The sequence below is a fragment of the Nocardia pseudovaccinii genome (genome assembly GCF_050942345.1).
Lineage (GTDB): Bacteria > Actinomycetota > Actinomycetes > Mycobacteriales > Mycobacteriaceae > Nocardia > Nocardia pseudovaccinii.
Window position 1 is genome coordinate 8,235,456 of sequence record NZ_CP192074.1, and the last position, 25,795, is coordinate 8,261,250.

Annotated in this window: 28 protein-coding genes; 19 read left to right on the forward strand and 9 right to left on the reverse strand. The window is 65.5% G+C overall.

Translation table 11 applies throughout. The features are described from left to right. Genes ACQPZ2_RS37315 through ACQPZ2_RS37325 form a run of 3 tightly spaced genes read left to right on the forward strand, consistent with a single transcriptional unit; the run spans position 1 to position 2,805 of the window. Positions 1-846, forward strand: coding sequence for a carbohydrate ABC transporter permease (locus ACQPZ2_RS37315; RefSeq protein ID WP_433522700.1), 846 nt, complete (start codon positions 1-3; stop codon positions 844-846). After that, positions 843-1,697: a carbohydrate ABC transporter permease gene (locus tag ACQPZ2_RS37320; RefSeq protein ID WP_433522701.1), complete on the forward strand. Its 855-nt coding sequence runs from the start codon at positions 843-845 to the stop codon at positions 1,695-1,697. The genes ACQPZ2_RS37315 and ACQPZ2_RS37320 overlap by 4 nt, the downstream gene beginning before the upstream one ends. Positions 1,698-1,713: 16 nt before the next feature. After that, a complete protein-coding gene (locus ACQPZ2_RS37325) occupies positions 1,714-2,805 on the forward strand; it encodes an ABC transporter ATP-binding protein (RefSeq protein WP_433522702.1) in 1,092 nt (363 codons plus the stop codon). Positions 2,806-3,044: 239 nt separating this feature from the next. On the opposite strand, the gene ACQPZ2_RS37330 is transcribed toward ACQPZ2_RS37325, so the two are convergent. Further along, positions 3,045-3,674, reverse strand: a complete 630-nt coding sequence (locus ACQPZ2_RS37330; protein ID WP_433522703.1) for a hypothetical protein — start codon at positions 3,672-3,674, stop codon at positions 3,045-3,047. Between the two features lie 701 nt (positions 3,675-4,375). Here ACQPZ2_RS37330 and ACQPZ2_RS37335 point away from each other — a divergent pair. Then, the gene (locus ACQPZ2_RS37335; protein WP_433522704.1) at positions 4,376-5,203 is read left to right on the forward strand and encodes a DUF1460 domain-containing protein; all 828 of its coding nucleotides are present in this window, start codon (positions 4,376-4,378) and stop codon (positions 5,201-5,203) included. 299 nt (positions 5,204-5,502) lie between these two features. Here the strand turns inward: ACQPZ2_RS37335 and ACQPZ2_RS37340 are convergent, their stop codons facing one another. Further along, positions 5,503-6,315, reverse strand: coding sequence for a sigma 54 modulation/S30EA ribosomal C-terminal domain-containing protein (locus ACQPZ2_RS37340; RefSeq protein WP_433522705.1), 813 nt, complete (start codon positions 6,313-6,315; stop codon positions 5,503-5,505). A 117-nt stretch (positions 6,316-6,432) separates the two neighbouring features. Between ACQPZ2_RS37340 and ACQPZ2_RS37345 the strand changes: the two genes are divergently transcribed. The 7 genes from ACQPZ2_RS37345 (at position 6,433) to ACQPZ2_RS37375 (ending at position 14,627) form a co-directional block, all read left to right on the forward strand. Further along, positions 6,433-7,431, forward strand: coding sequence for an Acg family FMN-binding oxidoreductase (locus tag ACQPZ2_RS37345; protein WP_433522706.1), 999 nt, complete (start codon positions 6,433-6,435; stop codon positions 7,429-7,431). A 121-nt stretch (positions 7,432-7,552) separates the two neighbouring features. Beyond that, a complete protein-coding gene (locus ACQPZ2_RS37350) occupies positions 7,553-8,203 on the forward strand; it encodes a response regulator transcription factor (protein ID WP_433522707.1) in 651 nt (216 codons plus the stop codon). Positions 8,204-8,262: 59 nt separating this feature from the next. Then, positions 8,263-9,993, forward strand: a complete 1,731-nt coding sequence (locus ACQPZ2_RS37355) for a GAF domain-containing protein (RefSeq protein ID WP_433522708.1) — start codon at positions 8,263-8,265, stop codon at positions 9,991-9,993. A 166-nt stretch (positions 9,994-10,159) separates the two neighbouring features. Beyond that, positions 10,160-11,074, forward strand: a complete 915-nt coding sequence (locus ACQPZ2_RS37360) for a universal stress protein (protein ID WP_433522709.1) — start codon at positions 10,160-10,162, stop codon at positions 11,072-11,074. Positions 11,075-11,104: 30 nt separating this feature from the next. Next, entirely contained in the window at positions 11,105-11,974 is an 870-nt protein-coding gene (locus ACQPZ2_RS37365) for a universal stress protein (protein ID WP_433522710.1), read from the forward strand. 129 nt (positions 11,975-12,103) lie between these two features. Continuing rightward, the gene (locus ACQPZ2_RS37370) at positions 12,104-13,480 is read left to right on the forward strand and encodes a DUF5933 domain-containing protein (protein ID WP_433522711.1); all 1,377 of its coding nucleotides are present in this window, start codon (positions 12,104-12,106) and stop codon (positions 13,478-13,480) included. Between the two features lie 4 nt (positions 13,481-13,484). Next, positions 13,485-14,627 (forward strand): AI-2E family transporter, encoded by a 1,143-nt coding sequence (locus tag ACQPZ2_RS37375; protein ID WP_063043080.1) that lies wholly within the window; start codon positions 13,485-13,487, stop codon positions 14,625-14,627. 168 nt (positions 14,628-14,795) lie between these two features. Here the strand turns inward: ACQPZ2_RS37375 and ACQPZ2_RS37380 are convergent, their stop codons facing one another. After that, positions 14,796-15,644 (reverse strand): 3-hydroxyacyl-CoA dehydrogenase, encoded by an 849-nt coding sequence (locus tag ACQPZ2_RS37380; protein ID WP_433522712.1) that lies wholly within the window; start codon positions 15,642-15,644, stop codon positions 14,796-14,798. 287 nt (positions 15,645-15,931) lie between these two features. Here ACQPZ2_RS37380 and ACQPZ2_RS37385 point away from each other — a divergent pair, with 287 nt between their 5' ends. Further along, on the forward strand, positions 15,932-16,174 hold the full coding sequence (locus ACQPZ2_RS37385) for a hypothetical protein (RefSeq protein ID WP_063043078.1): 243 nt from the start codon (positions 15,932-15,934) through the stop codon (positions 16,172-16,174). A gap of 112 nt (positions 16,175-16,286) precedes the next feature. Next, positions 16,287-16,649: a helix-turn-helix domain-containing protein gene (locus ACQPZ2_RS37390; RefSeq protein ID WP_433522713.1), complete on the forward strand. Its 363-nt coding sequence runs from the start codon at positions 16,287-16,289 to the stop codon at positions 16,647-16,649. Here ACQPZ2_RS37390 and ACQPZ2_RS37395 read toward each other — a convergent pair whose 3' ends face one another. From ACQPZ2_RS37395 to ACQPZ2_RS37410, 4 genes are all read right to left on the reverse strand, one after another. Then, positions 16,650-17,243, reverse strand: a complete 594-nt coding sequence (locus ACQPZ2_RS37395) for a ClpP family protease (protein WP_433522714.1) — start codon at positions 17,241-17,243, stop codon at positions 16,650-16,652. Beyond that, the gene (locus ACQPZ2_RS37400) at positions 17,240-17,845 is read right to left on the reverse strand and encodes a ClpP family protease (protein ID WP_433522715.1); all 606 of its coding nucleotides are present in this window, start codon (positions 17,843-17,845) and stop codon (positions 17,240-17,242) included. The genes ACQPZ2_RS37395 and ACQPZ2_RS37400 overlap by 4 nt, the downstream gene beginning before the upstream one ends. A gap of 72 nt (positions 17,846-17,917) precedes the next feature. Then, positions 17,918-18,193, reverse strand: coding sequence for a DUF2277 domain-containing protein (locus tag ACQPZ2_RS37405; protein ID WP_433522716.1), 276 nt, complete (start codon positions 18,191-18,193; stop codon positions 17,918-17,920). A 147-nt stretch (positions 18,194-18,340) separates the two neighbouring features. Beyond that, positions 18,341-20,137 (reverse strand): thiamine pyrophosphate-requiring protein, encoded by a 1,797-nt coding sequence (locus ACQPZ2_RS37410; protein WP_433522717.1) that lies wholly within the window; start codon positions 20,135-20,137, stop codon positions 18,341-18,343. Positions 20,138-20,264: 127 nt separating this feature from the next. Here ACQPZ2_RS37410 and ACQPZ2_RS37415 point away from each other — a divergent pair, with 127 nt between their 5' ends. Beyond that, entirely contained in the window at positions 20,265-21,302 is a 1,038-nt protein-coding gene (locus ACQPZ2_RS37415; RefSeq protein WP_433522718.1) for a (Fe-S)-binding protein, read from the forward strand. 1 nt (position 21,303) lies between these two features. On the opposite strand, the gene ACQPZ2_RS37420 is transcribed toward ACQPZ2_RS37415, so the two are convergent. Next, complete coding sequence (locus tag ACQPZ2_RS37420) at positions 21,304-22,560, reverse strand: serine hydrolase domain-containing protein (protein WP_433522719.1); 1,257 nt, start codon at positions 22,558-22,560, stop codon at positions 21,304-21,306. Between the two features lie 95 nt (positions 22,561-22,655). On the opposite strand from ACQPZ2_RS37420, the gene ACQPZ2_RS37425 reads away from it, so the two are divergent. The 5 genes from ACQPZ2_RS37425 (at position 22,656) to ACQPZ2_RS37445 (ending at position 25,072) form a co-directional block, all read left to right on the forward strand. Further along, positions 22,656-22,985 (forward strand): plasmid stabilization protein, encoded by a 330-nt coding sequence (locus ACQPZ2_RS37425; protein ID WP_433522720.1) that lies wholly within the window; start codon positions 22,656-22,658, stop codon positions 22,983-22,985. Between the two features lie 65 nt (positions 22,986-23,050). Next, positions 23,051-23,614 carry a nucleotidyltransferase family protein gene (locus tag ACQPZ2_RS37430; RefSeq protein ID WP_433522721.1) on the forward strand — a complete coding sequence of 188 codons (564 nt, stop codon included), beginning with the start codon at positions 23,051-23,053 and terminating at the stop codon, positions 23,612-23,614. After that, positions 23,615-23,866: a BON domain-containing protein gene (locus tag ACQPZ2_RS37435; RefSeq protein ID WP_063043059.1), complete on the forward strand. Its 252-nt coding sequence runs from the start codon at positions 23,615-23,617 to the stop codon at positions 23,864-23,866. It begins immediately after the preceding gene. 18 nt (positions 23,867-23,884) lie between these two features. Next, complete coding sequence (locus tag ACQPZ2_RS37440) at positions 23,885-24,607, forward strand: metallophosphoesterase family protein (RefSeq protein ID WP_063043058.1); 723 nt, start codon at positions 23,885-23,887, stop codon at positions 24,605-24,607. Between the two features lie 12 nt (positions 24,608-24,619). Beyond that, positions 24,620-25,072: a hypothetical protein gene (locus tag ACQPZ2_RS37445; RefSeq protein WP_433522722.1), complete on the forward strand. Its 453-nt coding sequence runs from the start codon at positions 24,620-24,622 to the stop codon at positions 25,070-25,072. A 4-nt stretch (positions 25,073-25,076) separates the two neighbouring features. On the opposite strand, the gene ACQPZ2_RS37450 is transcribed toward ACQPZ2_RS37445, so the two are convergent. Further along, complete coding sequence (locus ACQPZ2_RS37450) at positions 25,077-25,718, reverse strand: TetR/AcrR family transcriptional regulator C-terminal domain-containing protein (protein WP_433522723.1); 642 nt, start codon at positions 25,716-25,718, stop codon at positions 25,077-25,079. Positions 25,719-25,795 lie beyond the last annotated feature (77 nt).

The window sequence follows — 25,795 nt, forward strand, 5'->3', positions numbered from 1 at the left end:
GTGCGCGCGCGACTCGGTTCACCGGCTATTCTGCTGCTGCCCTCGATCGTGCTGCTGGCCGCGCTGTTCGGCTGGCCATTGGTGCGGGCGATCTTCGATGCGTTCGGCGACGATCACGGCTTCACGCTCGCGCACTGGCGGCGCTTGTTCGACGACCCGTATTTCCTTACCTCGCTGCGCAATACCCTGTTGTTGATCGTCATCGTGGTGCCGATCCAATTGGTGCTCGCGGTCGGTATGGCGCTGCTGATGCAGGCGCGGCCGCGGTTCGCCAGTGGCCACTTCTACCTGTGGTGTGTGCCGTTGGCGATCTCCGAACTGGCCGCCGGACTGGTGTGGTTGTCGATCCTCGGCAATCGCGGATACCTGAACTCACTGCTGGTCTGGCTCGGCTTGTCCGAAGACGGTGTGCAGTGGTTGAACTATCAGCACACCGGAACCATGCTGCTCGCGGTGGTGATCGCCGAGATCTGGCGGGCGACCTCACTGGTCTTCGTCATCGTGGTGGCGGGCGTGCAGCTGATTCCACGGGATTACGACGAGGCCGCGCAGGTGTTCGGGGCGAACTTCTGGCAGCGCCTCCGGCACGTGACGCTGCCGCAACTCGGGCCGAGCCTGCAGGTCGCGCTGATCCTGCGCACCATCCTCGCGCTGCAGGCCTTCGCCGTGGCACAGGCACTGACCGGTCGCGACTTTCCGCTGCTGGTCGGCGAGACCTACGAGTGGTACTCGAATCTGCAGAATCCGGCGGTCGCGAGCGCGGTTTCGCTTGTGGTGCTGGCCATCTCGCTCGGTACCGCGGTGTTCTATCTGCGGACGGTCCGGGCGCCGGAAGGGTCGCGATGAGTGAGGCCACGGCGCTGCCGCCGATCGATCGCGCACCGCTGCGCCGACGTCGGTGGCGGGCCGTCGGAGTGCAGGTGGCCTGTATCGCGGTGACGCTGTTCATGGCGCTCCCGATCGTGCTGATCGGACTCGCCGCGGTGTCCTCGCGCGAGGCGCTGAACGAGTTCCCGAAGCCATTGCTGCCCAGCGAATTCTCCACCGAGACGCTGCGGTCGTTCTTCCACGCGACCGGAACCGTTGCAGCACTGGGCAACTCGGTGCTGGTCGGGCTCTACACCGTGTTCTGGTCGCTGCTCATCGGCGCGCCCGCCGGATATGCGCTGGCTCGCAATGCCTTCCGCGGTAAGGACAGCTACCAGATATTCATCCTGTTCGTGCGGGCGCTGCCGATCGTGGTGCTCTCGGTGCCACTGGCCACGATGTTCCTGCGGCTCGACGTCTACGACACCGTCTTCGCCGTGACGCTCGTGCACACGACGCTCGCGCTGCCCACCACCGTGCTCATCACGGCGAGCATTTTCGTCGCGGTACCGGCCGATCTCGAGGAGGCGGCGCGCGTCTTCGGCTGCACGCGCTGGCAGGCGGCTCGCACAGTCGTCGTGCCGCTGGCACTTCCCGGTCTCGCCGCATCATCGATCTTCACGTTCGTGCTGTCGTGGAACGAGATCCTCGGCGCGACCATCGTGACGCTCGGACATCGCACGTTGCCCGCGCAGGTGCTCACCACGCTCGGTGAGGCGTCGACGCCGTACCGGTTCGCGGGCGGGTTCGCGCTGATCATTCCGGCGCTGGTCTTCATCTTCGTGATGCGACGCTATCTGGTGAACATGTGGGGGACGACGCTGAGATGACAGAGGTGCAGGGCATATGGCCGAAGTGATTCTGCGAGACCTGGCGAAGACCTACCCCGGCAGCACGACGCGCGCCACCGACCAGGTCTCGCTCGAGGTCGCCGACGGTGAATTCATGGTGCTGCTCGGGCCGTCCGGCTGCGGTAAGACGACGCTGCGGCGCATGATCGCCGGGCTGGAACTGCCCGACGCGGGGCAGATCGTGATCGGTGGCAAGGATGTCACCTACCTCGAACCGCGGCGGCGCAATCTGTCGATGGTGTTCCAGTCCTATGCCGTCTTCCCCAATAAGAAGGTCGCCGACAATATCGGCTTCGGCCTGCGGGTGCACGGTGTGCCCGCCGAGGAGATCCGGCGCAAGGTCGCGTGGGCCGCGGATCTGCTCCAACTCACGCCGTACCTGGATCGGTATCCGGCGAAATTGTCCGGCGGCCAACGCCAGCGTGTCGCGGTGGCGCGCGCGATCGTCATGGACGCCGATGTGCTGCTCATGGACGAACCGCTGTCCAATCTGGATGCGCTGCTGCGACTTTCGTTCCGCGCCGAGTTGAAGAAGCTGGTCGGCGAGCTCGGCACGACCACGATCTATGTCACCCATGACCAGGTCGAGGCGCTGTCGCTCGGCGATCGCGTCGCGGTCATGCGCGACGGGGTGATCGTTCAATGCGGTTCGCCGACAGCGGTATACGACGGTCCGGCGACCGAATTCGTCGGCGGCTTCCTCGGCAGCCCACCGATGAACTTCCTCACCGGGATCGTCGACATAGGCGAGGCCGGACCGCATATCGATCTCGGCGGGCAATCGCTGCCGGTTCCCACCGCACTCGCGTCGTTCAACGGCAAGAAGCTCAACCTCGGCATCCGGCCCGAGGCCATCGCCGTCGGCGACGAGGCGGGCACTGATTCGGTGCGCGCCCAACTCCAGGTGCTGGAGCCGCTCGGCTCGTCCACCCTGTTGACCACCGATGTCAGCGGACAGACCGTCAAGATTCAGACGCGGCCCGGCTTCCGGGCCGACCAGGGCGATGCGCTGAACCTGCATGTGCCACCGCGGGCCTGCCGCTGGTACGACCCGGAAACCGGATTATTGCTGGAGGACTCAGTATAGATATCCGGTGGAGAGTTCGTCGTATCCGATCAATTCGACGTCCGAATACTTTGGAATCTCGCCGAAGCCCTCCGTGGATACCAATGAGCCATCGAGAGTAAGTTTCGCCTGCGGCAAGATTCGGCAGCGCGATGAACAAATATAGTGAATGGCCATCGCACGCCGCGCTTGTCCCGGAGTCAATTCACCGGGATCACTGAAACAGTCGCCGATATTGGAGATTATCGATCGCATTTCGACTAACCGACTCGCACGGGCACAGCAGATTCTTCCGCAATTCGGCCACGGCCGACGGTAAGTGACACCAAGGCAATGTTGCCGATCGTGGTAATCAGCGGTCCCGCGACAGTGGCGAATTGATATCCACTTGCCAGAAGCACTCCCAGCACACCGAGGGCTCCGGCGAATGCATTCGCGGCGAACATTTGCCAGGTTTCTTCCTGAGGCTTCGACCAGGCGTGCCGGAGCGTCGGGACGGTGGCGACGAGATTGGCGCAGATGGCCACCAGCGCACCGAAAGTCTTCTCCGAAATCTCCAATGTGACCAGCACACATGCGATGGAGGAGAGCAGACAAGCCCAATCGATATTGTCGCAGGGCCGCAGACTCACCCCACGCCGCAAACCGAGGACGATAACGGCGGCATTCATACTTGCCGACGCGGCATTGATACCAGCGGCGAGATATGCGCCCGCCAGATATGCGACCATCGCGAATACCGTATTGGCAGTACACCAGGCCACCCAAGACGCCATTCGCGGTCGCGTACCACCATCCAGAATTCCGACCAGATATGCGACGACACCATACAATGAGATGCCGACGCTGACCAAAGCTGCCGACGTGCTCAGACTCCAGAACTCACTCACGTACACCATTCCTCGTTTTTCGCGCAGACATGCGCGAGACAGCCACAACCGGCGATTGGACCCGCATGCGAACACACCGAAGGGAACAAATCCGGTGCGACGATGGGGACCGTATCTGCCGTGGGTGAACACTTCGGGATGATTTGTTCGTTCGCGATTGAAACTATCGTTACACGGAGGTTCCGGCCTCACAAACGCAGCAGGTCGGCCGTAACGAACTTTTACGTCGGTAACTGACGCTTAACAGGATATGGTTACTGAGCTCACATCGGTGCGGAATCGACATTGATGAGCACCGTTTCGAGGCGGCAAGCACGCCACAGACACACGAAGACCCCAGCCGTAGCTGGGGTCTCCCGTGGTCACGCCGACCGTTGTGCGAGTCGAAACCTCTGCACCCCGGCCTCGATTACTGAGCCTGCCACACTTGCCGGGAATCGTCGCGCCGAGCCCCGGGTCCTGCGGGACCCCACCGTGCGCTTGCATCTGCAAGTCCGGTCGAATCGCGCTCGACCAGGCAATTTCCAATAACCAAGGCCCCTCCGAGATAACGAAACAGCAACATCGTGATCATCCCGTGTCCAAACTGTTCGACTCGGAATGTAGGGCTCATGACGGAATCCCCAACGGATCTTGCGGCCGCCGGGCCGTTTTCGTGTTCGGCGACCGAGGACCGCCGGACTCGGACTACCGTGGCAGCAATGACCGATCGACCCGCTGGAGGCCCTTTGCGCAGCATCGCCCGCGTACTGCTCATCATCTCGGCGTTCGTCGGCATGGCCATACCGACCGTTCCCGCCGCGTTCGGCGCACCGATCAGCGATGACGTCACTGCCGGGAAGATCGATGAGTTGCTGGCACTGCGGGCCGCCTCGCCGGGTGCGAGCAAGGGTGAGCTGATCGAGCGGTTGTCGGGACGCCTGCTCGGGACGCCGTACGGCGCGGATATGCTCATCGGCTCGGCGGACCAGCCCGAACAGCTGGTCATCGACCTGCGGCGAGTGGATTGCTTCACCTATCTCGACTATGTCGAAGCGCTCAGCAGGTCCGCGGATCGCGACCAGTTCGTCGCGAATCTGATCGCGACCCGCTACACCGACGGTCGCGTCGAGTTCCAGCAGCGCAAGCACTTCTTCAGCGATTGGTCGCATACCGCGCGCATCGCGGCCACCGATATCACCGGCACATTGAGCCCGGCCGCGGTGACCGTCACCAAGCACCTCAACGCGAAAGCCGGTGGCGGAACATATCTTCCGGGACTGCCGGTGGTCGATCGCGATATCACCTACATCCCCGGCGCTGCGGTGGACGAGAGCGTCATCGGTGGACTTCGCACCGGTGACTACATCGGCGCCTACGCCGACCAGCCGGGACTCGATGTCACCCATGTCGGAATCTTCGTCATGACACCGAGCGGCCCGGTCTTCCGCAACGCGTCCTCGCTCGCCGCCAACAACAAGGTGGTCGACTCCCCCTTCGCCGACTACGTGCGAACGACGCCGGGCATCATGGTGCTCCGCGCGCAGTAATCGAAACGGAGCCGGCCAGCGCGACAGCGGGCGAGCGGTTTCGGCGGCGACGGCGCGAATCCGTCGGATCACGGCGTGGTCGTCGATCGCCACAGAACTCGTGCGCTGCCCCGCATGGCACCGCCGAGTCGACTCGCCCGCCCCGTGATCCGCTCTCGCAGTATGCCGTTCTCGTACCGCCTCGCTTCTGCCCGACCATCGGTGGCCGGCTCCCATCCCAACTGTGCTCGGGGTGGCACCGTCGTCGACAGAGCCGGGATGCCCTAGATCCAGGGACGTTTGGTCCTACCGAACCCAGGTCAGCTGGTCCGGGGCGTGATCAGCCCGAGGTCGGCGTCGTAGCGGCGGTACAGCAGGTTCCCGCGGCGGCTGACGGGATCGATGAAGAACAGGAACGGCAGGCCGACGGCGCACAGGCGGTCGACGGCCGCGGTCTCGGACAACTCCGGAATTCTCGGATCGGCTGCTGATGGGTCACTCGGCGAACGGAGCAGCTCGATACCTGTGGGATCGCCACGGTAGACGATCGCGTCAGCGCCGGTCTCGGCGTCGACGAACAGGTGCGCCTCGTAGTCCATCGCGTCCAGCACCGCGGCCGCCGCATCCGGGGGGACCACCAGCAGCGAACAATTCTTGCGGCGGGTGATCGTGCCATGTCCGGATGCCGCGAGTAGTCGCCGTATCGGCTCCCCTTCCGGCGCCACCCGTCGCTTTGTCGTCAAACGCTCGATCAGGCGCTCCAGCCGCTGCACGACCGGCAGCACCATGCCCGCCCCCGGCGTGATCGTCTGCACGCGCGCCGGAGTGCCGCGCACGCACAGATTCACCTGCACCAACTGCGGCCCGCTCGGGCAATTCGCGACGACGACCCGCACCCGGGCACCACCGTCGATTCGATTTCGGGTAAGCAATCGCCCGACCGCGCCGGCCACGCGTTCGAGTTCCAACTCCGCGATCGGTCCACGCGGAAATACGACGATGTCGGGGAAGGCCGGGGTGGACCACTTCCCTGACGCACTCATGACGACCTCGCTATTGGATTGTTCGAGTTCCGACCCTCGGGACTCGATGGCAGCATCCGCGACGTCCACGATGGGAGGGCCGAAAGTCACTGCCACACCTGACCTTCGGCACCAAGTGCACCGCCCGACCGGGCGGGTGACCATCGACCTTCGAGAACAGGAAAAAGGCCCTTTCGACCGGCGCATCGGCGGACGAGGCTCGGGAGTATGACCGACACCCGCCTTTCCCCCGTACGTTCCGTGCCGGACAATTCGACGGTGCTGGCGGCCATGCGTTCGGCCAGCCGCGCGCCGTCGTTGCACAACACCCAACCGTGGCGCTGGGTCTTCGACGGGACCCGACTGCACCTGTACCGTGACGACGACCGCCTGCTGACCTCGGCGGACCCGCTGGGTCGGCAACTGGTGATCAGCTGCGGCGCGATGCTGCACCACGTGCGCACCGCATTCGCCGCAAAGGGCTGGCACACCGATACCACCCGGCTACCCGATACCGGCCGCCCCGGCTATCTGGCGGTGATCGAGTTCCGGCCATGGCCCGAGCCGCCGACCGGCGTGCTGGCCCGCGCCCACGCCATCGATAAGCGACGCACGGACCGACTGCCGCTGTACGCGCCGACCGACTTGTCGCCGCTCCTGCATGCCGGTCGAATGCTGGTGACACCCCACGACATCGAACTCGATCTCCTCGACGACAGCGCCCGCGCGAAGCTCACGGCGGCCTCCGACCACGCCACTGCGGTCCGGCGCTACGACATGGAATACCAGGCCGAATTGCATTGGTGGGCCGGACATTCCGGCGATACGGAAGGCGTCCCGCGCGAATCCCTGGCCTCCGATGCCGAATTCGCCCGCGTCGGCGTAGGCCGCACCTTCCCGTCCGCACCGCATGCGGCCCGCCGCGACACCCTCGAGGACCGCGCCCGCCTACTGGTACTCAGCTCGCCACGCGAATCCGTCACCACCTGGCTGCACACCGGCGAAGCCCTCTCCGCCGTCCTCCTGGAATGCACCACGTCCGGCCTGGCAACTTGCCCGATGACCCACATCACCGAATTGCCTTCGGCCCGCACAGCTATCGCAACCATGCTCCCCCACCCCACCATCCCCCAGGTCCTCATCCGCGTCGGCACCACCCCCGACAACACCCCCGAACCCCCACCGACCCCCCGCCGTCCCCTCCCCGACATCCTCACAATGCGGTAACTCGAGAATGCGCTGGTGGTGGGGCCTTCTCGACATCTGGCTCCGCCTACGCGTGGTGATCGACCGCCCAGATGCGCATATCGGCGGGGCTACGCTGGAGGGACCCAGCGGAGGTGTTGCGATGACGAGCGTGTTCCTGGTCGATGACCATCAGATCGTGCGTCGCGGTGTGAAGGATCTGATCGATTCCGAGCCCGATCTCGAGGTCGTCGGCGAGGCGGGCACGGTGTCGCAGGCATTGGCGCGCATTCCCGCGCTGCGCCCGCAGGTCGCGGTTCTGGACGTGCGCCTGCCCGATGGCAATGGCATCGAATTGTGTCGTGAACTGCTGAATCAGCATCCTGAGCTGCGGTGTCTGATACTTACCTCGTTCACCGACGAGCAGGCCATGCTCGACGCCATCCTGGCCGGGGCCAGCGGGTATGTGGTCAAGGACATCGACACGATGGAGCTGGTCGAGGCCATTCGCGAGGTCGGCGCGGGTAAGTCGCTGCTCGATAATCGGGCGGCCGCGGCCCTCATGACGAAGCTGCGCGAGGAAGCCGAGGCCAAGACGGGACCGTTGGCCGGTCTCAGCGAACAGGAACGGACGCTGCTCGGTCTGCTGGGTGAGGGGCTGACGAATCGGCAGATCGCGAGCCGGATGTTCCTTGCGGAAAAAACCGTGAAGAACTACGTCTCCCGGCTGCTGACCAAACTCGGGGTCGAACGTCGCACCCAAGCAGCGGTGCTGGCCTCCAAACTCAACGCGCCCACCAAACAGCAGGAGTGAGCAACCTGTGGTTTCGTTCGGCGTGACATGGGGTATCCCCGCCGGGCAGAATACAGATCATGGCAGACGAGTCGACCGTCTCCGGCCAGGCGCCGGTCACGGAAACTTTGTCTCAACTGCGACTTCGTGAACTGCTCGGCGAAGTCCAGGACCGCATCGCCCAAATGGTCGGCGTCCGCGATCAGATGGACCGCCTGATCGAGGCCATGCTGGTCGTCACCGCCGGATTGGACCTGGACAATACGCTGCGCTCGATCGTGCACACCGCCATCGAGTTGGTCGACTCCGAATACGGCGCGCTCGGCGTGCGCGAAACCGACAGCAACGAGCTCGCCGAATTCGTCTACGAGGGCATCGACGACCGCACCCGGATCATGATCGGCGATCTGCCGCGTGGTCACGGTGTCCTCGGCCTGCTCTTCGAACAACCGAAACCCATTCGGCTGCCAGATCTTTCGAAGCATCCCTCGTCGGTCGGCTTTCCCGCCCACCACCCGCCGATGCACACCTTCCTCGGCGTACCGGTAAAGGTTCGCGACGAGATCTTCGGCAACCTGTACCTGACCGAGAAGGCCGGTGGGCAGGAATTCACCGACGACGACGAGGTGGTGGTGCGGGCGCTGGCCGCCGCCGCGGGTATCGCCATCGCCAACGCCCGCCTGTACGAACAATCCCGGATCCGCCAGCAATGGCTGGAGGCCAACCGCGATGTGGCCACCGAACTACTCGCCGGCGGCGAACCGAACGAGGTGCTGGAGCTGGTCACCGACCGAGCGCTGCAGCTGACCCAATCGGCGTGCAGCTTCCTCTCACTGCCCGAAGATCCGGATATTCCGCCCGACGAGGTGACCGATCTGGTCGTGGTCGCCGCGGCGGGTGTCGATGCGCAAAAGCTGACCGGACAACGCATTCCGATAAACGAATCGCACTCGGGCATCGCATTTCGGGAGAACCGGGTCCTTTCGGTCGATCGGCTCCAATACAGCCTGCGGTTCGGCAACTCGACCGAATTCGGTCCGGCGCTGGTACTGCCACTGCGGGCCGAACAGACGGTTATCGGTGTGCTCACGCTCCTGCGTCCACCAGCGGCCGGGCCGATCGACGCCGCAGGACAGGCCATGATGGCGGACTTCTCCGTCCAAGCGGCACTGGCACTGCAACTTGCCCGGAGCCAGCGCCGCAACCGCGAACTCGACGTGCTCTCCGACCGCGACCGGATCGCGCGTGACCTGCACGACCATGTCATCCAGCGCCTGTTCGCGGTCGGTCTCTCCCTGCAGGGCACTGCCCAGCGGGCCCGCGTGCCCGAGGTCAAATCCCGGCTCACCGAGACCATCCAGGACGTCCAGTCGATCGTGCAGGAAATCCGGCATTCGATCTTCGATCTGCACGAGAGCACCACCGCGGATGCGCCGACACTACGTAAACGGCTGCACGGCATCATCGCCGAAATGATCGGCGAAAGCGGATTGCGCACCACGATTCGCCTCGCCGGTCCGGTCTCGGTGCTGACACCGCCGCTGTCGGAGGATGTCGAAGCGGTGCTGCGCGAGGCGGTGAGCAATGCGGTGCGGCATGCGTCGGCGACGACGGTATCGGTCCAGCTCCGGGTGCGCGACGATGTCACCATCGAGGTGACCGATGACGGTATCGGCGTGCCCGACGACCTCGCACGGATGAGCGGATTGGCGAATCTGGCGACACGCGCCGAGCAGGCGGGCGGCAGTTTCAGCGTGATCAAGGGCGAGCACGGGGGCACGATGTTGCGCTGGTCGGCACCGTTGCCCTGAACCCGTATTGCCCAGGCGGGGTTGTCCGGGCGCTGTGTCATCCGCACCCTGTTCGGACATGAGCGGCCTTTGGGCCCTGCGGTTGGTGACCAATGCCAGGCGTGCGCGACGACCTCGGATTCCTAACCTACGGGTAGCTGATATCTCGGAACCCGAAGGGACATCCATGACCGACCAGCACCGCGATGAATCACACCGGCTGGCGTCGGCCGAAGTAGTGGTCGGCACCGACGGCTCCGAGGCGGCCGATCTCGCCGTCCGCTGGGCCGCCGAGACCGCCTCCCAGCGGGGCCGGCGGCTGCGCATCGTGCACGGTCTCGACCTCGCGGCGACGGGGTCGGTCTACGGGATGTACGACGTGATCATGCCGCCGGTGATCGACGCGATCCGCGGCGAAGGTGCCGACGTGCTGCGCACCGCACGCCGACTCGCCCATCAGATCGATCCGGACCTCACCGTGGAAACCGAACTCTCCGATGCCAATCCGGCACATCTGTTGATCGAGCTGTCCGAGGCGGCGCATCTGGTCGCGATCGGGACCGCAGGTTCCGACGGCACCCTGAGCTATCTCGGATCGACGCTGCTCGCGGTCGCAAGCCACGGCCGCGGTGCGATCGTGGTCGTACGTGACACCGGCACCGAACAGCAGACCCGACGCGTAGGCCCGGTTGTGCTCGGTATCGACGGTGGAGCGGGGAGCACGGCCGCCGTCGGGGCCGCGTTCGCCGAGGCCAGCGAACGCAGAACCCGACTCGTCGCCGTCCACGCTTGGAGCGACCTGTATTTCGACCGCATCGCAGGGCTCCCCTACGCCGTTGATCACGATGCCGAGACCGCCGGACAGGCGATCCTGGCCGAGCAGCTCACGGGCTGGCAGGAGAAGTACCCGGACGTGCAGGTCATCCGCAAGGTGTACCTGTCGGGTCCGCGGCAGGCACTGCGCGAATGGTCGCGGTCGGCGCAGCTGGTCGTGGTCGGCAGCCGGGGGCGCGGCGGATTCCGCGGACTGCTGCTCGGCTCCACCAGCGACGCACTGGTCCAGACCGCGCACTGCCCGGTCATGGTCGTCCGTCCGCAGTAGCACGGTCACGCTGGAGGGCTACGAAATCCCATGTCCACCACCATAAATCCCCCCGTACTCGTCGGCTTCGACGGCTCCGACGCCGCCGCCGAGGCGGTGCGCTGGGCCGCGGCCGACGCCGTCCACCACCGCGCGCCGCTGCACATCGTGCACGGCATCGGCGCCCCGATGGACTTCGGCCCCGGAATAGCCTTCGACCAAATCGATTACGACACCTATCGAGCGGACGGCGCCGCCGCCGTCACCGCCGCCAGCGCCTACGCGACCGCGGCCGCGGCACCGGTCGGCGACCTCGAAATCGCCACCTTCGTGGTCGACGCGCCGCCGATACCGGTCCTGCTCGACCGCTCCAAGGAAGCGCGCATGCTCGTCGTCGGCACCCGCGGTCTCGGCGCCTTCCGTCGTGGCCTGCTCGGCTCGGTGAGCACCGCCGTCGCAAGACACGCGCACTGCCCGGTCGCCGTCATTCCCGAACCCGAGGATTACAAAGCCGATCGGCTGCGGGGACCGGTGCTCGTCGGTGTCGACGGCTCCCCCAGCGCCACCCGCGCCATCGAGGTCGCCTTCGACCAGGCCGCCCATCGCGCGGTCGGATTGCGCGCGGTACTCACCTGGTCCGAATTCAACCGCTATATCTCCCGAGACGATATGCAGAAAGAGGCCGAGGCGTTGCTCTCCGAGAGCCTGGCGGGCTATGCGGAAAAGTATCCGGACCTCGAAGTACAGCGCGTGGTCGTCGAGGATCGACCGGCCAGATGCCTACTCGCCGAGGCGGAATACGCGCAACTGATCGTCCTGGGCAGCCGCGGCCGCGGCGGCTTCGCGGGCATGACCCTCGGCTCGGTCAGCCAGGCCGTCCTACACGCCACCGACTGCCCCCTCATCATCGCCCGCCCCTGATATCCGGCCACCTCGGCTGGTGCTTCAGCAAGCTCCGGAACGCACCGGTCCGTAAGCGCGCGCAGCGAGTTCACAGGTTGCGTTAATCGGGGCGCACGGTGGTGTTCACATCCTGTTTACGATGTCGGGATGTTGATTCAGGACGCGCAGGAGAGATCGGTTGCACCCCCGGGGGAAGTGGGGATTGCGCGTCCGTGGCGAACTCGGTTGATCTGGGGCAGTATCGCGGGCGCGGTCGTGGTGTTGATCGCGGGGCAGTTGATGGCCGTGCATATCAATGCGCTCGGGCCGCTGACCAGTCTTTCTTGGGATTATGTCGGGCGGCCCAAGTCGGCGACCACGCCGTGGGCCGGGTTTCTGCTGGCGCTGATCGGCGTCTCCTGGAAGGTGCGGGTGCGCGCACTGGCGGCCGCGGTCGGCATCGATGTGGTCTTCGTGATCATTCGGGCGATCGAGGGGCGGTTGTTCACGGTCGGGAACGGTCCGACCATTGTGCTCACCGCACTGGCGGTGATCGCGGCCGTGCGCTGGACCGGTGCGCGTCGCGAAACCGCGCTGCGCACAATCGCTCTCGGTGCGCTGCTGATTCTGGCGACGAAGGTCGGCGAGATCTGGCTGGACATCACCGCATGGGCCTGCCCGACCGTGCTGGATCCCTATGCGGAACTGGCCGATCACGCGCTCGGCAATCCGTCGTGGCTCGTCGGACAGGTACTCGACGCGGCAGGACCGGTGCCGCTGGGTGTGGTGCGTTGGGTGTATTTCGAACTGCCGGTCGCGGCCATTGTGGTCGCGGCGTGGCAACTGCGCGGCGTCACCGCGGGCAGGTGGCCGCGGCACTACCTGGTGCGCACATTCCTGACGCTCGGTGTGGTCGGTCCGCTGTTCTATGTGGTCTTCCCGGTGGTCGGGCCGGTGCTCGCGTTCGGCCCGGAGGGGCAGGGTTTCGAACTCGCCGATGTCTGGCCGAATATCGTTGCGGCACTGCCGTCCTCGGTCGATTCGATGCCTTTCGACAGCATCACACCGCGTAACTGCATGCCGTCACTGCATACCGCGTGGGCGCTGTCGCTGTTCATCCACTCCCGGCGCGGGCCGCTCTGGTTGCGCTGGGGTGGTGCGTTCTGGCTGGTCTGCACCCTCGTCGCGACGCTCGGCCTCGGGGCGCACTACGGCGTCGACCTCGTCGCAGGCGCGGCACTGTGCCTGACCGTCGAATCCGTCCTGCGCGATCCGGACCGGGGTTGGGACCGCGGCCGTGCCCAAGTGGTGGCCTTCGGTATCGCGACCTTCGCGGGGGTGCTGCTGTGCGTGCGCTTCCTCGCGCTGCCGATGGCGAACTACCCGTTCCCGTTCGGCGTCGCGATTCTGGGTGTCTTCGCCGCGCTGGCGTTCACCTTCTACCGGACCTGGTTCGCCGCAAACGACTCGGTAGAGGTCGACCCGCTGAGTCCTGCGCAGCGTGCCGATGATGGCACCGTCCGGCCGTCTACCGTGCCAGACTGACGGCGTGAGTGAGCAGGACGGCACCGAGAAGATCCGCCCACCGACCCGCGATCGCGGTGACGCAATCGGCGCCGGACTGATCTGGCTGGCCAAATGGTCGCTGTGCATCGTGGCGATCGCTGCGGGGGCGTGGGTGCTCGGCACCGTCGTCGCCGCGCTCTGGGTGGTACTGCTGCCGATCGCGCTGGCACTGATCGTCGCGACAATATTGTGGCCGCCGACCCGCTGGCTCACGGCGCACGGCTTTCGGCCCGGCGCCGCGGCAACGGTCACCCTGCTCGGATTCATCGGAGTCCTCGCCGGTGTCATCGCACTGATCGTCCCGTCGGTCGTGGACCAGGCCCCGGAGCTGGCCGACAAATCCACCGAGGGCGTCAACAAGGTGCGTGATTGGCTGCATGGTCCGCCGCTGCGCATACGCGACGAGCAGCTGCAAGCGGCGGTGGACGCGATCACACAGCGGTTGAAGTCCAGTTCGGAACAGATCGCCTCCGGCGTCTTCACGGGCGTGACCACCGCGACCTCCACGCTGGTAACGCTGTTGCTGGTACTGGTACTGGCGTTCTTCTTCGTCAAGGACGGTCCACGGCTGCTGCCGTGGCTGCATGCCGTACTCGGCAGTCGCGGTGGCAGGCACCTCGAGGAGGTGCTCAATCGCATCTGGTCCACCCTCGGCGGATTCATCCGCGTCCAGGCGCTGGTGAGTCTGATCGACGCGGTGTTCATCGGCGCCGGACTGGTGATCCTGCACGTCCCACTGGCATTCGTGCTCGCGGTGATCACCTTCATGGGCGGTTTCGTGCCGATGGTCGGCGCATTCGTCGCCGGGGCGCTGGCGGTGCTCGTGGCACTGGTGGGCAATGGCGTCACCACCGCGCTGATCGTGCTCGGCATCATCATCGCGGTCCAGCAGTTGGAAGGCAATGTACTGCAACCGGTCCTGCAGGCGCGCAGCATGAAACTGCATGCCGTTGTGGTCCTGGTCTCGATCACCGCGGGCGGCTCCCTCTACGGCATCGTCGGCGCCTTCCTCGCGGTACCGGTAGCGGCCGTCCTCGCCGTGGTAGTCCGCTACCTCGGCGAACAGATCGATGTCGTCACCGCACCCCCCGACGAATCCCCCGAACCCGAGCCCGCGCCGGAATAGCTGTCGCAGAGCGGGCGGTCGACCGGATCCGCCCGCTGCCCGAACCCGGGAGCGGCGCCGTTCTCGGTCTGGTGCCCGAGAACGAGCGCTACCCGGCGAGCGAATTCCGTGAAATGCTCACGCGCCTCGGCATCGACCTCGAAATGCATCCGGTGGTCGTGCCGTGAGCTATTCGGAGTACTTGTAGAAACCCTCTCCGGTGGCGATGCCGAGCTTGCCCTTATCGATGTAGTTGGTCTTGAGCCAGGCCGCGAGTTCCTGCCCCTCCGCACTGTTGACCAGGATGTTGTAGGGGGTGGTCAGGCCGATGACGTCGAGCATTTGGAATGGCCCGACCGGTGCGCCGGTGCCGATCCGCCAGGTCTTGTCGACCGCCTCCGGTTCGGCGAATCCGCCCGCGCCGAGGGCCATGGCCGCATTGAGCAGCGGCACGAGCAGCGAATTGAGGACGTAACCCGCCTTCTCCTTGTGCAATTCGATCGGCTCCATGCCGATCGCGGCGGCGAACTCGACGACCGCCCGAAAGACCTGCGGATCGGTCTCGGGCGTGCCCATCACCTCGGCGGTGTTGTACCGCCACACCAGATTCGCGAAGTGCAGCGCGAGGAATTTGCCGGGGCGGCCGGTGTAGTCCTTGATATCGCTGGGCAGCAGGGTGGACGAGTTGGTCGCGAAGATCGTCTTCGCGGGCGCGAGTTCGCCCAGCTGCCGGTAGGTCTGCTCCTTGACGGTGAGCACCTCCGGCACCGCTTCGATCACGAGGTCGGCATCCTGCACGGCCGCGGCGAGATCGGTGGTCAGCACGATGCTCGCCTCGGTCTGCTCGGCCTTGCTATCGCCGCCCGGCACTTCGATGCGATATGTCGCCGCGAGCTTGGCGAAACGGTCGCGAGCACCGGCGATGGCCTCGTCGCTGATGTCGTAGGCGGTGACATCGAATCCGTGGAATGCGGTCTGGAATGCGATCTGCGATCCCAATACCCCGGTTCCGAGGACGGTCACCTTGCGGATGGTCATCTGCTCAGATTAAACGCCGACCGGGCCACACTGGTCATCGAGCGGGTGTCACCCCGACCATCGGCACCCAGATCCGAAGTCTGGCAACCGATCTCGCAATATGTACGGCGACGAGGAGTTGTCCGGCGAGGCGGCGGCCGCCGGATCCGACCTTCGCGAATGGATCCCAGCTAACTCACAGCCACAGGCTAGGGTGCACAAATCTTGCGCTTCCAAGATTGTCTTGTCGGTCCGGATCGGACGGGTCGGCGGTCTCGGATGGAGACCCGACAACAGGAGGAACGTGGATGAAGATCAAGTCGAAGCTGGCGAAGGGTGCGATCGCGGGCGGTGTGCTGGTCGGTCTGCTCGGCGTTGGTGCGGGTGTTGCGAGCGCCGATCCGGGGCAGGATCAGCGTCCGGGTATCGAGCAGCAACAGCAGGGCCACGATCAGCAGCGCGGGGATCAGCGCCAGGACCAGCAGCGGCATGATCAGCAGCCGCAGGGCCACGGCTTCTGGTTCTTCGGCCAGTGGATTCCGCTGCCCTGATCCCGACTCGACGCGAAAGGCCCTGTGTCCGTTGACATGGGGCCTTCGCATGTTTGTCCGCCCACAGCGTAATGCCCGGCCGGATCGGCAGGCGCGGTCGTACGCTCTCCCTATGACCGAGCTGCACTCGATCCGAGGTGGACGCGACGACCGACCTCGGCACACCGCGGAACCGCTGTGGCGCGAGGTGCTCGGCGAACGGCTGCGCACGCTGCGGCAGGAGCAACGCGAGACCCTCGTCGAAACCGCCGGTCGCGCGGGTATTTCGCCGCAGTACCTGTCCGAGGTCGAGCGGGGCCGCAAGGAGCCGTCGAGCGAGATGATCGCGGCGCTGGCCGGTGCGCTCGGCACCACCCTGTTCGGTCTCACCGAGCAGGTGGCCGACGAATTGCGCACTCATCGTCGGCTCACCTTCGCCCGGCAGGCCGCGCCGCGGGCGAGTGCTGGACCCACCCTCATGGCACTCGCCGCCTGATCAGTCGGCGCGGGCACCCAGCACGTGGTCGACCAGGCCGTAGTCGACGGCCGCCTGTGCGGTGAAGACGCGGTCACGGTCGGTGTCGTGACGCAGTCGCTCAGCTGGTTGCCCGGTGTGCCGCGACAGGATCGACTCGATTTCCGCGCGCATCCGCACCAGCTCGTCGGCTTGCAGGATCAGATCGGGAATCGCGCCCTGACCGCGGGCGGCGGGCTGATGCAGGACGATCCGGGCGTGTGGCAGCAAGGAGCGGCGACCGGGTTCGCCACCGGCCAGCAGTACCGCGCCGACCGCGATGGCCTGGCCGACGCAGGTGGTCGCCACCGGAGCCTTGATGAATTGCATGGTGTCGTACACCGCGAGCATCGCGGACAGATCGCCGCCCTCGCAGTTGATGTACAGATTGATCTCCTGCTCCGGACTCTCCGACTCCAGGTGCAACAGCTGGGCGATGAGCGCGTTGGCGACGCCGGAATCGATCGGGGTGCCGAGGTAGACGATCCGCTCGGCGAGCAGATGCGAGTAGATATCGGTGATCCGCTCACCGCCGCGCGGATGCTGGGCGATCACATTGGGAATGGTGTAGGTCATGCCGAAATTCCGATCCGCTGGCGCTGGGGCACGATTTCCCCGAACGAGCCGACAATGTGGTCGATGAAGCCGTACTCCTTGGCCTGCGCCGCGCTGAACCAGCGGTCGTGCAGCGAATCCTCGTAGATGCGGTCGTACGGCTGGCCGGTATCCCCCGCGATAATGCCGAGCACCGTCTCCACGGTGTAGCGCAGGTCATCGGCCTGCACCTCGACGTCGACGGCACTGCCGCCGATTCCGGCCGAGCCCTGATGCATCAGCACCCTGGCGTGCGGCAGGGCGAACCGCCGACCCGGCGTACCAGCGGATAAAAGGAATTGTCCTGCGCTGCAAGCCAATCCGAGCGCCAGGGTGGAGACCTCGCAGGGCACCAGCCGCATCACATCGCGAATGGCGAGCATCGCCGGAACCGAACCACCCGGGGAATGGATCCACAATGAGATCCCCGCTTCGGCGTCCTCGGCGGCCAAGGTGAGCAGCTGCGTCATGAGCAGCGTCCCGTTATCGTCGTCGAGCGGTCCGTCCAGCACCAGAATCCGCCTGCTGAGCAGCTGCTCCCTGGCGCGCCAACTGAACAACGGTGTCTTGTCATCGTGAGCCATGACTCCACCGTGCCGCGCGCCTACCGCAAAAATCTCGCCACGCTGCCCACAGCAGATCTGCTCAGAGCAGCGTCAATCGTGCGAATGCGCGTCGATGCGCGCCTGCACCTCGGGCCGCCGCAGCGGCGGCACGTTCTTGGGCGGAACCTTCCGCTCGGGCAATTGTTCGAGCAGCCGCATGGTCGCGGCCGCGATATCGGCGACGGCGGCATCGACCGCAGGGCGCGTAGCTGCGGAAATGCTGGACAGCCCGCCGACCTTGCGGACGTACTGCAATGCCGCGGCATGCACCTCTTCCGGGGTGGCGGCGGGCTCCAGCCCACGCAGGGCAGTGATATTTCGGCACATGACTCGAGGCTAGCTCGGGTTGGCCTGGGTTTAAGGGGCGAGGATTCCGCGCGCAGGTCGCTTCGACAGGCGAGGTCGATTCGAGCCGCACCATAGGACAGCGACCGGCCGTCAACCGATCGACGACATCCTCGGTCGATGGCAAGGTCATGACGAACTCCGATGCGGGACGAATTCCTGCGCCTTGGTCTTGACGCCCTGCCACATCAGATGCCAGCCATCCGGATCGCCGCGCATAACCGCCTCCGCCGTGTCTTTCATCTGCTCATAGGTCGCATGCGGCGGAATCGGCGGTACTTCGGGATCGCAGCGCACATCGATCAGCACCGGACGATCCGCGCTCAGCGCCAGGCTCCATGCGTCGGCGAGCTGGTCCGGATCGTCGATCGCGACCGAAGGCAGCCCCATACAGCGCGCGAGATCGGCGTAGGAGGTTTCCGGAAGTATCTGCGACTCTTCGAATTTCGGTGCGCCGCCCATGGAACGCAGCTCCCAGGTGACCTGGTTCAGATCATTGTTGTGGAAGACGCACACGATCAGCCGGGGATCACTCCACAGCCGGTAATAGCGTGCGATGGTGAGCAGTTCGGCCATTCCGTTCATCTGCATGGCACCGTCACCGACCAATGCGATCGCCGGTCGTTCCGGATGCGCGAACTTGGCGCCGATGGCATAGGGCACGCCGGGTCCCATGGTCGCCAGGGTGCCCGAGAGCGAGCCGCGCGTACCGATGCGGAATCGCAGGCAGCGGGCATACCAGTTGGTGGACGAGCCGGAGTCCGCGGTGACGATCGCATTATCGGGAAGCTGTTTCGACAGCTCCCAAACCACGCGCATCGGGTTGACCGGCTTGGCCTGCAACATCGCCTGCCGCTCGACCGTGTCCCACCAGCGGACCACATTCTGCTCGATCTTCTCCCGCCAGGATCGATCCTGCTTGCGGCGCAATAGCGGAATGAGTTCGGCCAGTGTGGCTTTCGCGTCACCGACGAGATTCACCTCGGTCGGATAGCGCATGCCGATCATGGTGCCGTCGATATCGATCTGCACGGCACGCGCCTGACCGAACTCCGGCATGAACTGGGTATAAGGGAAATTCGACCCGATGATGACCAAAGTGTCGCAGTCGCGCATCATTTCATAACTCGGCCTGCTGCCGAGCAACCCGATCGGCCCGGTGACGAACGGCAGATCATCCGGCAGCACATCCTTGCCGAGCAGCGCCTTCGCCACACCAGCACCGGTGAGTTCGGCGAGTTCGACCACCTCGCGGGCGGCCGAGCGTGCGCCCTGACCGACGAGCACCGCGACCTTGGATCCGGCATCGATGATCTCGGCGGCTTGTTCGATCTCGGTGTACGGCGCGATCACCGTCGCAGTCACCGCATGCGGTGGGCTGGACGGCACCTGCTTGAACTCGTGTTCGGGCGGCTCGTAGGGCTCTTCCTGCAAGTCGGCGGGAATGATCACCGCGGTGGGCGCATGCCGGGTCATCGCCGTTCGGAACGCCCGGTCCAGCGCGTTGGGCAATTGGCTCGAGACATTGACCTCGACCAGATAATCGCTGGCAACATCCTTGAACAGACTCTGCAGGTCGACTTCCTGCTGATAGCTGCCGCCCATGGCGCTGCGCGCGGTCTGACCGACGATCGCCACGACCGGGACATGGTCCAGTTTGGCGTCGTAGAGACCATTCAGCAGATGGATCGCACCCGGTCCCGAGGTGGCCGTGCAGACGCCGACCTTCCCACTGAACTTGGCGAATCCGGTGGCTTGGAAGGCCGCCATTTCCTCGTGCCTGGCCTGCACGAACTGTGGTTTGTTATGCGCGCGACCGAAAGCGGCGACCAGACCGTTGATGCCGTCGCCGGGGTATCCGAAGACTTGGTCAACGCCCCACTCCCGTAGTCGTTGCAGGACGTAGTCACCAACCTGTTGCTTCATGAGGATCTCCTGTTGGTATCCGGGTTGGTCAGACCGGTCATACCCAGCGAATGGGCAGGCAATCAGCGGGTGTGCCGCGCACCGGAGTGGGTAGCCGCACTGTGCCGAGACAGGAGGGGGTGGACGAATGATTGATCTCCCGCTGGCGCGACTCGCGGCCGAACTCACCGGAAACGTGGCCGCCACCTACAAGGCCGAATTCCTCTCCCACCACTACGAACACCGCGTCCGGCCGATGGCGCACTATTCGATGGGCTGGATCCCGCTGTGGGCGCGCCTCGCCACCGCCGTATCCGCACCGGCCAATGCACTCGCACAGAGCCGGGGCACGGGTGGGCTGCTCAAACGGCTCGGCGGTGTGGACCCGCGCCGCGAACTGCCGCGCTTCGCCCGCGAACGCTTCACCGAGAAGTTCGCCCGCCGCGCAGCGGACGAGCGCGGCCACCGCGGCCGAGTGCTGCTGTGGCCCGACACCTTCACCAGTAACTTCGCCCCCGAAATAGCCGAAGCCGCGGTGACCGTGCTGGAGGCCGCCGGATTCGAGACCGAAATACCAAGGCGCACAGTCTGTTGCGGATTGACTTGGATTTCCATCGGCCAACTCCCCACCGCGAAACGAGTATTGCGCCGCACTTTGCGTCAGCTCGAACCCCAATTGCGCTCGAGCACTCCGATCGTCGTGCTCGAACCGAGCTGCGCCGCCGTCTTCCGCTCCGATCTCACCGAACTGCTCCCCGGCGACGAAGACGCCCACCGCCTGGCGAATCAGGTCCGCACCCTCGGCGAAATCCGCACCGAACAGGCCGACGACTGGGAATCCCCGCGCGTCGACGTGCACGCCATGGTCCAACCACACTGCCATCAGCACGCGATCCTGCACTACGAGGCCGACCAAAGGCTCTTGACCGCAACCGGACTCGACGTCGAAGTGCTGGATACCGGATGCTGCGGCCTGGCAGGCAACTTCGGCTTCGAACGCGGCCACTACGACGTCTCGGTAGCCTGCGCCGAAGACAAACTCATGCCGACCATCCGCAAGCGCGAGCCCGGAACCCTGGTCCTGGCAGACGGTTTCAGCTGCCGAACCCAAATCGAGCACCTGGATCCGCAAGCCCGGCCTCGGCACGCGGCACAAATCCTCGCCGAGGCGATCCGCGACAACTGAATCAGTCGGTGCCGAACAGCCGATCGGCGGGCGCGAGTTGGCCGATGGTGTTCGAGATCTGGGCTACCAGAGCCCAGGGGCGCTGGGTGTCGGTGGTGGCCTTGCCGCTGGTGAGGATCGCGCCGGAGAGTCCGCGGGTGGGATCGGCCCAGCCGTACTGGGTCGTCAGGCCGCTGCGGCCGAAGTGCGACTGAGTGTTGCGCCCGAACTTCGAGCGGCGAGCGCCGAGCTCGAAGCCCGCGCTGCTGACTCGTCCGGCCAGGCCGGGTATGCGGCGCGCAGGGCGGATCGCTTCGCGGAGCGTGCCGGGCTCGATGATCCGGACGCCATCGAGTTCGCCACCGCGAGTGAGGATTTCGTAGAAACGGGACAGCTCGTAGGCCGTGGTGACGATATTGCCCGACGGCAGTTCGGCGGTCAGGAAATCCCGATTCGCGGATCTGGCGGTCGCACCGTCCATCCGGCCGCCGAGGGCCTTGCGCGCCAGAAGCATCGACATGCGCGACGGTGGCGGGCCGGTCTTCACACTGGGCACGACCTTGTCGACATCCTCGGGGCGGACCCCGAAGTTGTTCCAGCGGAAGCCCAACGGTTCGAGCACCTGTTCGGCGAGATGTTCGCGCATCCGCTTCCCGGTGGCCCGCTGCACCAGCAGCCGTTGGATCAAACCGCTGGTCAGTGCGTGATAGACCCGGAACCGACCCCGCGGCCAACTCGGCACCAGATCGGCCAAACCCTGTACGGCCAACTCCTCGTCGAGTACCAGCTCGACGCCCTTGTACGGCGGCGTGATGAACGGCACTCCGGCCGAATGCGACAGCACATCGCCGATGGTGATCGCATCCTTGCCGTGCGCCGCGAACTCCGGAATGTATTCGCACACTGGATCATTCAGCGCGAACGCACCCTGTTCGATCAGCATGAACATCAGCGTCGCGGCCACACCCTTGGCCGTGGAGAACCCGCAGAACAGTGTCTCCGGCGTCGCGAGCACCTGCTCCGCATCCGGACCGTCTTTCGGCGCATTACCCCAGCCGTGCCCGATCGCTCGGTTCAGCACGATTTTCCCGTTGCGCCGCAGACAGGTCTGAATCGCGGGCGTCGTCCCCATCCGGTACCACGCCTGCACCGACGCCCACAGCGCCGCGACGTCGTCGTTCGTCAACCCGGCATCGGCCGGATCGTCCTCGTGCCCGACCGTCGTCACCGCGTCCAGATCATCGGCGACGGTCACCAACGTGCCAGGAACCACCTTCACCTGGCCAGCATATCGACGCTGATCGTTCCCCCTATCGAGCCCACGCCCTGGTTTCACGAAACGAGCCGGGGTACTCGGCGGCCAGGAGGTGTGACATGCCAAAGGAATGGAGCAATAAACAGGAACGGCAGTACGAGCACATCAGAGACTCGGCAGAAGACCGGGGCGCGAGCCGGAAGCGGGCGAAGGAAATCGCCGCGCGGACAGTCAATAAGAATCGCGCCCAAGCCGGGCAGTCCAAGACCGCGAGCCGCTCCTCGATAAAGGACAAGTCGCCGCAGCAGCGCGGTGGGCAGCGCTCGGGCCGCAGTGGTCCGAAGGGCCCGACCCGTGACCAGCTGTACAACGAGGCCCGGCAACGCAATATCAAGGGCCGCTCGAAGATGAACAAGCGCCAACTCGCGCGGGCGCTCGGCAAGGACTGAGCCGGATATGGCCGTGCCGGGCGCCGCGGGCGATTAGCCGACCGAACCGCGGGTATGGCGCACATATGGTCCCGACGATCGACCAACTGCTGCACGCGCTCACCCGGGCGGTGAACACGCTGGCGGATGCCGGTATCCGCTTCGCGGTCGCGGGTGGTTGCGCGGTGTACGCGCGCGGCGGGCCCGCCTCGGAGCACGACGTCGACATCTTCATCAAACCCGCCGACCTGTCGCAGGCCCGCAGTGCGCTGGCCCGCGGCGGATTGCGGGTCGCCGATCCACCCGAGGACTGGCTGACCAAGGTCTATGACAGCGGCGTCCTCATCGACCTGATCTACCGGCCGAACAACCGTGCCGTCACCGATGAATTGCTCGATCGCGCCGACATGATGCGGGTCGGCCCGACGATGGCGCCGGTGATCAGCGCGACCGACCTGATGATCGACAAATTGCTGGTCTTCGATGCGCACCGACTGGACCTGAGCCCACTGCTGACGATCGCACGCGATCTGCGCGAACAAGTGGATTGGGAGCGGGTGCGCAAGGAAACCGACATTTCCCCCTACGCCCGAGCCTTCCTCGGATTGCTGGACGATCTCGGAGTAATCGAACCGAAGCGGGTGGTGTGAATGGATCGACCCCAATATCTGGTCGCGCACCTGCGCCGGGCGCTGGCCGAGGATCCGCGCACCGCCGAGCTCGGGGTGCAGGTGACGATCCGCGGCGATGTCGTCGTCCTCGGCGGCGAGGTGAGCAGTATCGAACGCAAGCTGCAGATGGAAAAGGTCGTGCGCGAACAACTTCCGCGCGCCCACATCCACAACGACGTGCACGTCACGCCGCCCTGCGCACCGGGAGCCGCCGAGGCGCTGGCGGACTGAGACCGGAAGGAGTGTGGCATGCGGATCGCGGCAATCGGTGACATCCATCTCGGCGCCGAGTCGGGCGGCGAACTCCGCCCGGCGCTCGCGGAACTGCACGACCGCGCCGATGTGCTGCTGCTGGCCGGTGATCTCACCCGGCACGGCACGGTCGAGGAAGGCCGCGTCGTCGCCGCGGAATTCGCCGATCTCGGCGTTCCGGTCGTCGCGGTGCTCGGCAATCACGACCACCACAGCGACGCGCAGCACGAGATCACGGCCGAGCTCACCGATCACGGCATCACCGTCTTGGAAGGCACCGCAACAGAATTCGCGGTCGATGGCCATACCCTCGGCATCGCGGGGACGAAGGGCTTCGGCGGTGGTTTCGCGGGCAAATGCGCGAGCGTCTTCGGCGAACGCGTGATGCGCGAATTCGCCTCGCACACCGTCGACCTCGCGGAGATGCTGCGCGACGCGCTGGCGGGCCTGCACACCGATATCACGATCGCGCTGACCCACTACTCCCCGATCAGCGACACCCTGCACGGCGAGCCACGCGAGATCTACCCGTTCCTCGGTTCCTATCTACTCGGCGAAACCATCGATGACCAGCGCGCCGACCTCGCGATCCACGGGCACGCGCACGCAGGCACCGAACGCGGCACCACCCCCGGCGGCATCCGAGTACGCAATGTTGCTCTACCGGTGGTGCGCACCGCCTACGTCGTCTACGAGCTGTCACCGGAAACAAAAGAATAATAAGGAGTACCGATGCCCTCGATCGGATCCATCGCCACGCTGGCCGCGGCGACCGTGGCGGTTGCCCTGCTCGCCGGCTGCGGCGGCAACGGCCCCCTCGACCCGGTGCTCGCCACGCCGACCTCCCATCCCGACATCACCATCACCTTCTCGTCCCCGGGCAGCTCCGCACAGGTGCCCGATCCGGACGAGATCACCCCGACGGCGGCAAAACAGCTGTGCGACATGCTCGAACCCGAGGTCGACCGTTGGCGCACCGAGGGCGCGCAGCTCGGCAAGCTCGGCTTCAACGGCACGGTGCACGATTGGGCGGCCCGCAACGGCGGCCTCAACGACACCGTTGTGAAGGACCGGGCCATCGTCGATCGCATCACCACCACCCAATGCCCGGACATCCGGCAACAGGTGCTCGACGCGCTGAATGTCAGCACGCTCGCCGACGGTCTGGTGGGCTTCGGCCGCTGAGCGCTCACGAAGATCGAGTGGCGAGGATTCCGGCCAGGATGACCCGCAGGCCGCGTTCGAATTCGACATCGGTATCGGCGTCGAACAGCTCGGTCACCATCCGGGCGGTCCGCGGATAACGCTCGGCATCGACTGTGTGCGCCATCCGCGCGGGATCGTAGGGATTGCCGTCGGAGTACTCCGCGCCGGATTGCGCCTGTTCCTCTATGACGAACCCGATCGTGTAGTGCAGCAGGATCGGAAACACCCGCTCGGCATGGTCCACCGAGAAACCCGCGTCCTCGAGCGTGCGCAGGGTCAGTTCCGTGGTGCGCCACATGGCTTCATCGCTGACATAAGTTCCGGCCAGCACCTTCGCCCCGTCCCGATAGCGCAGCATCGACCGGCGCAACCGTCCGGCCACCGCCACCACCCAGTCCTGCCAGTCCTCTCCTTGCCGCGGCGCCTCGATCCCGTCGACAGCGGAGACGAATACCCGCCGTGCCATCGCATCGAGTAGTTCGCGCTTGTTCTTGACATGCCAGTACAGGGCGGGTGCCTGCACATCCAGGGCCCCGGCCACCTTCCGCATGGTCAGTCCGTCGAGACCGACCTCGTCGAGCAAACCCAACGCTGCCTCGGCGATCACCGTCGCATCGATCTTCACTGTCACCTCCTGCTGTCCGACCCCTTGACACCTTAACAATGTTCTGGTCTCCTTAACAACGTTAAATCGCTTAACAA